General features: G+C 74.2%; 5 protein-coding genes. 1 reads left to right on the plus strand and 4 read right to left on the minus strand.

The features are described 5' to 3' along the window. Positions 1-128 precede the first annotated feature (128 nt). Together ACWGIG_RS37295 and ACWGIG_RS37300 are read right to left on the minus strand one after the other, a co-directional pair. Positions 129-506 (minus strand): hypothetical protein, encoded by a 378-nt coding sequence (locus ACWGIG_RS37295; protein ID WP_453326162.1) that lies wholly within the window; start codon positions 504-506, stop codon positions 129-131. A gap of 226 nt (positions 507-732) precedes the next feature. Further along, a complete protein-coding gene (locus ACWGIG_RS37300) occupies positions 733-1,659 on the minus strand; it encodes a LysR family transcriptional regulator (protein WP_453326163.1) in 927 nt (308 codons plus the stop codon). 70 nt (positions 1,660-1,729) lie between these two features. On the opposite strand from ACWGIG_RS37300, the gene ACWGIG_RS37305 reads away from it, so the two are divergent. Further along, positions 1,730-2,851, plus strand: coding sequence for a TDT family transporter (locus tag ACWGIG_RS37305; protein ID WP_453326164.1), 1,122 nt, complete (start codon positions 1,730-1,732; stop codon positions 2,849-2,851). On the opposite strand, the gene ACWGIG_RS37310 is transcribed toward ACWGIG_RS37305, so the two are convergent. After that, positions 2,820-3,545 carry a helical backbone metal receptor gene (locus ACWGIG_RS37310; RefSeq protein ID WP_453326165.1) on the minus strand — a complete coding sequence of 242 codons (726 nt, stop codon included), beginning with the start codon at positions 3,543-3,545 and terminating at the stop codon, positions 2,820-2,822. The two genes, ACWGIG_RS37305 and ACWGIG_RS37310, sit on opposite strands and share 32 nt — an antisense overlap. Before the next feature lie 8 nt (positions 3,546-3,553). Continuing rightward, the gene (locus ACWGIG_RS37315) at positions 3,554-4,153 is read right to left on the minus strand and encodes a helix-turn-helix domain-containing protein (RefSeq protein ID WP_453326166.1); all 600 of its coding nucleotides are present in this window, start codon (positions 4,151-4,153) and stop codon (positions 3,554-3,556) included. Positions 4,154-4,297: the final 144 nt, after the last annotated feature.

The following is a 4,297-nucleotide window of genomic DNA, read 5'->3' on the forward strand; positions in this document are numbered from 1 at the left end:
GGGTGGAGGTGCCGCGTGGCGCCGTCGGTGGTTCTGCGGCGCCTCGCGGCCGGTCGCGCGGTTCCCCGCACCCCCGGAGGGGCACTGCCGGACCCCGTCGGACCTCCCCGCCCCCGCACCCCGGCGACTCAGAGCTTCGTACCCGCGAGGAGTTTCGTCAGCGGGCCGTGGCTGTGCTGTTCGACCTTGCGGCCGACGGCGTAGGAGACGGCGCCGACGGCAACCACTCCGGCGCCCGCCCCTGCGACGATCGCCTTGCGGTTGTTGAAGAGGGTCCAGGCGGTGGTCGCCGTGGAGACGACCTTCCCCGAAGCGGACTCCAGGGCCTGCTTCCCGGCCTGCACACCCTTGAGCCCGGCCGACGTCGCCGTCTGTACGGCGCTGCCCGCCTGCCCGGTGGCCTCCTTCGCCTGCCCGGTGGCCTCCTTGGCCTGGTCGGTGGCGCTCGCGGCGGTCTTCTTGGCCGCGGCGGCGGTGGACTTGGCGTTCGCGTTCTGTGCAGTCATGGCCCTCGGGTAACCGCTCGCCGCCGCGGCAAACAGCACGGGCGCCGCTCGGTCCGACGCGCCGTCGGAACCGGCTGCTTCACGCGGAGGCCCCGGGGGGGCGGCGGGGGGCAAGGGGAAAGGCTGAAGGCGTGGGGGCGCCCCTTCAGGGGCGCGGGGAACCGCGCGACCAGCCACGACACACCCGCGCGAAATCCGCCGGCCCCGCGCGGGGCGCTCACACCCCCTACCCCCTCCGCGTCAGCGCCAGCAGGTCCCTCCCCGGCCCCGCCGGCCCCGGCCCCGTGGGCCAGACCGCCCGGAGGTCGCGCCGCAGCACCACCCCCTCCACCTCCACCCGCACCAGCCGTCGCGACGCGACCTCCTCCCCCACCGCCAGCTCGCTCAGCACGCTCGGGCCTGCCCCGCTCACCGCCGCCGCCTTCACGGCGGTCGTGGAGGACAGTTCGAGGAGCGGTTGCGCCAACCCTCCGTACGGGGCGAGCGCCGCGTCCAGCACCTGCCTGGTTCCCGACCCCTCCTCCCGCAGGATCAGCGGTGTGGACGCCAGCTCCGCAGCGGTCACGGACCGCCCGCGCCGCGCCCACGCATGCCCGGGCGCCACCACCACTATCAGCCGGTCGTGCCCGATCACCACCCCTTCGAGCCCCTCCGGGACCGCCAGCCCTTCCACGAAGCCCAGGTCCGCCGCCCCCTCCAGCAACTGCCGTGCCACAGCGGCCGAGTTGCCCGCCAGCAGCGACACGGCGGTCCCCGGCCGCTCCGCCTGCAGGGCGACCAGCCAGCCCGGCAGCAGGTACTCCGCGATCGTCATGCTCGCCGCCACCCGCAGCCGCGAGTCCCGCTGTCCGCGCAGCGCCCGCGCGCCCGCGTCGAACGCCTCCGCCGCCTCGACGATCCGCCCCGCCCAGTCCGTCACCAGCGCTCCGGCGGCCGTCAGCCGCGACCCCCTCGGCGAGCGCTCCACCAGCGTCACCCCGAGCTGCCGCTCCATCGACCGGATCCGGCCGCTCGCCGCGGGCTGCGAGATGCCCCGTTCCCTGGCGGCCCGCCCGAGGCTCCCGAGCCGGGCGACGGCGAGGAGCAGTTCCAGCGCCGCCAGGTCGGGGACACGGTGCGACAGCTGTACGGGTACCGGCGAATCGGAGCTCATAACCCCAGCTTATGTGTCCATAGAAGTAAAGTCCCTGGTGGGAGCGGCTTCCCGGGCCGACGCTGGATACATGGCCACCACCGCGCAACCCCTCACCCCCACCCCGGCGCTCCCCGCCGCTCCCACCTCTCCCCTGCGCCACCTCGGCCCCAACTGGTACGCCACCGTCATGGGAACCGCGATCCTGGCCACCGCCGGTACGGCCCTCCCGTACCGCTCCCCCGTCCTGAGCGCCGCGCTGACCTGTGCCTGGGTGCTCGCCGCCGTGGCCCTGCTCACCCTGCTGGTGGCCAGGGCCGCCCACTGGCACCACCATCGCGACCAGGCCCGCGCACACCTCCTCGATCCGGCGGTCGCGCCGTTCTACGGCTGCCTGGCGATGGCCGTGCTCGCCGTCGGCGGCTCGACCATGGCAGTGGGGCAGGGCGTGCTCGGCCCGGACGCCGCGCTCGCCGTCGCGTCGGTGATGTGGGTGACCGGCACCGTCCTCGGGCTGCTGGCCGCGCTGGCCATCCCGTACCTGATGGTCGTACGGCACCGGATCGACGGGCCCGGGAGTGCCTCGCCCGTGTGGCTGCTGCCCGTGGTCGCGCCCATGGTGTCTTCCGCGCTGGGACCCCAGCTGATCCCGCACCTGCCGCAGGGGCAGCTGCGGACGGCGATGCTGCTCGCCTGTTACGCCCTGTTCGGCCTGAGCCTGCTGGCCACGCTGCTCCTCCTGCCGCTGATCTTCGCCCGGCTGATCGTGCACGGTCCGCTGCCGCTGGCGCTCACTCCCACGCTGTTCCTGGTGCTGGGCCCGCTCGGCCAGTCGACCACCGCGGTCAACCAGCTCGCGGACGTCGCGCCCGGGGCGATAGGGGCGACGTACGCCCACGGTTTCCAGGCCTTCGCCGTCGTCTACGGCGTCCCGGTGCTCGGCTTCGCCCTGCTGTGGCTGCTGCTGGCCGTCGCACTGGTCGTACGGGCCGCCCGCGCCGGGATGCCCTTCGCGATGACCTGGTGGGGTTTCACCTTCCCCGTCGGTACGTGCGTGACGGGGGCTGCGGGCCTGGCCCGGCACACCGGTCTCGACGCCCTCGGGTGGCTGGCGACGGGGCTGTTCGTCCTGCTGGTGGCGGCGTGGGCGGTGACCGCGACCCGTACCGTACGGGGCCTGTTCAGCGGTGCGCTGCTCGCAGCGCCGCGCTGAGCGCGGCCGGGGCCTCGGCGAGCGAGGGCCCGTACCAGGTCAGCATGCGTCCGTCGACGAGCGCGGCCGGGAGCCCGGGGAAGGCTTCGGGCCCGTCGTCGGCGGTGAAGCGGTAGGGCTCGTCGGGGAGGACCACCAGGTCGGTCCCGTTCCCGGCCGGTTGACCGATGTCGATCCTGGGGTAGCGGTCCTCGTGGGTGGCGTACGCGTTCTCGACGCCGAGTCTGCGCAGCAGGTCGCCCGCGAAGGTGTCGCGGCCCAGCACCATCCAGGGCCGCCGCCAGATCGGCACGACGGCCCGGCGGGCGGGGGTCGCGGGGACCACCGCGGCCCATGCCGCCTCCGCCTCGGTCAGCCACCGCGGGCGGCCGGCCGCGCCGCACGCGCGCAGCACCCGGTCCAGTTCCGCGAAGGCCTGCTCCAGGGTGCGTACCTCCGTGACCAGGACGTCGACCCCCGCCTCCCGCAGGGCGGCGAGGTCCGGTTCCCGGTTCTCCTCCTCGTTGGCGACGACGAGGTCGGGGCGCAGCGCGAGGACCGCCGGGACGTCGGGGTTCTTGGTACCGCCGATGCGGACGGCGCCGGGCCCCGGGTCGGCCGGGTGCGTGCACCAGTCGGTGACCCCGACCAGTGTGCCCGGCACGGTGACGGCGATCGCCTCGGTCAGCGAAGGAACCAGCGAGACGACCCGCACCCCGCCCCCTACCGCCGCGACTCGTCGGCCGCGTCGATGTGCTCGGCGACGGCCACGACGACGATCCTGGTGTCGGGCTCCGTGGCCCGCCACCGGTGCCGCACCCCGCCGCTCAGGTGCAGTGTGTCGCCGCGGGACAGCCGGTAGGCCCGGCCCTCCGCCTCGACCTCCACCGCGCCGTCCGCGACGTACATCAGCTCGTCGTTGCGGTGCTGGTACTCGCGGCCCGCGTCCTGCATGCCGGTGAACTCCACGGCGTGCAGCTGGTGGTGGCCGCGCACCAGCGGCCGTACGCCCGAGCCGATTTCGAGCCCGGGGTCGTCGGCGGCCCTGAGGAGGTCGACGGAGAGCGCGGAGTCGGCGGCGGCGAGGAGCTGCACCGCCGTGGTCTCCAGCGCCTCGGCGACGCGCTGGAGGGAACGCATGCTGGGGCGGGCCCGCTCGTTCTCTATCTGGCTGAGGAAGGGCACCGACAGTCCGCTGCGCTGGGCCACCACGGCGAGGGTGAGCTCCAGGGCGCGGCGCCGTCTCCGGACGGCTGTGCCGACGCGGAGGATTCCCTTGTCGTCCTTCTTGTCGCCCTTGATGGCCTTGTCGTCCTCGGGCATGGCGGCTCCTCTCCCTTCCCCATCTCGTTCTTCCACCGACGCACAGCAGACTACGCAGCTTCATGCCATGGTTTCGTACACATGTCACACCTGCGTTGCCCGACTGCTCCGTCCTCAAGTCCGGGACAGCCGAAAGGCCGGGCC

The organism is Streptomyces sp. NPDC054863 (assembly GCF_053610825.1).

Excerpts from the sequence above, each read along its gene's own strand:
- ACWGIG_RS37295 (WP_453326162.1), bottom strand. The coding sequence starts at position 506 with ATGACTGCACAGAACGCGAACGCCAAGTCCACCGCCGCCGCGGCCAAG.
- ACWGIG_RS37300 (WP_453326163.1), bottom strand. The coding sequence starts at position 1,659 with ATGAGCTCCGATTCGCCGGTACCCGTACAGCTGTCGCACCGTGTCCCC.
- ACWGIG_RS37305 (WP_453326164.1), top strand. The coding sequence starts at position 1,730 with ATGGCCACCACCGCGCAACCCCTCACCCCCACCCCGGCGCTCCCCGCC.
- ACWGIG_RS37315 (WP_453326166.1), bottom strand. The coding sequence starts at position 4,153 with ATGCCCGAGGACGACAAGGCCATCAAGGGCGACAAGAAGGACGACAAG.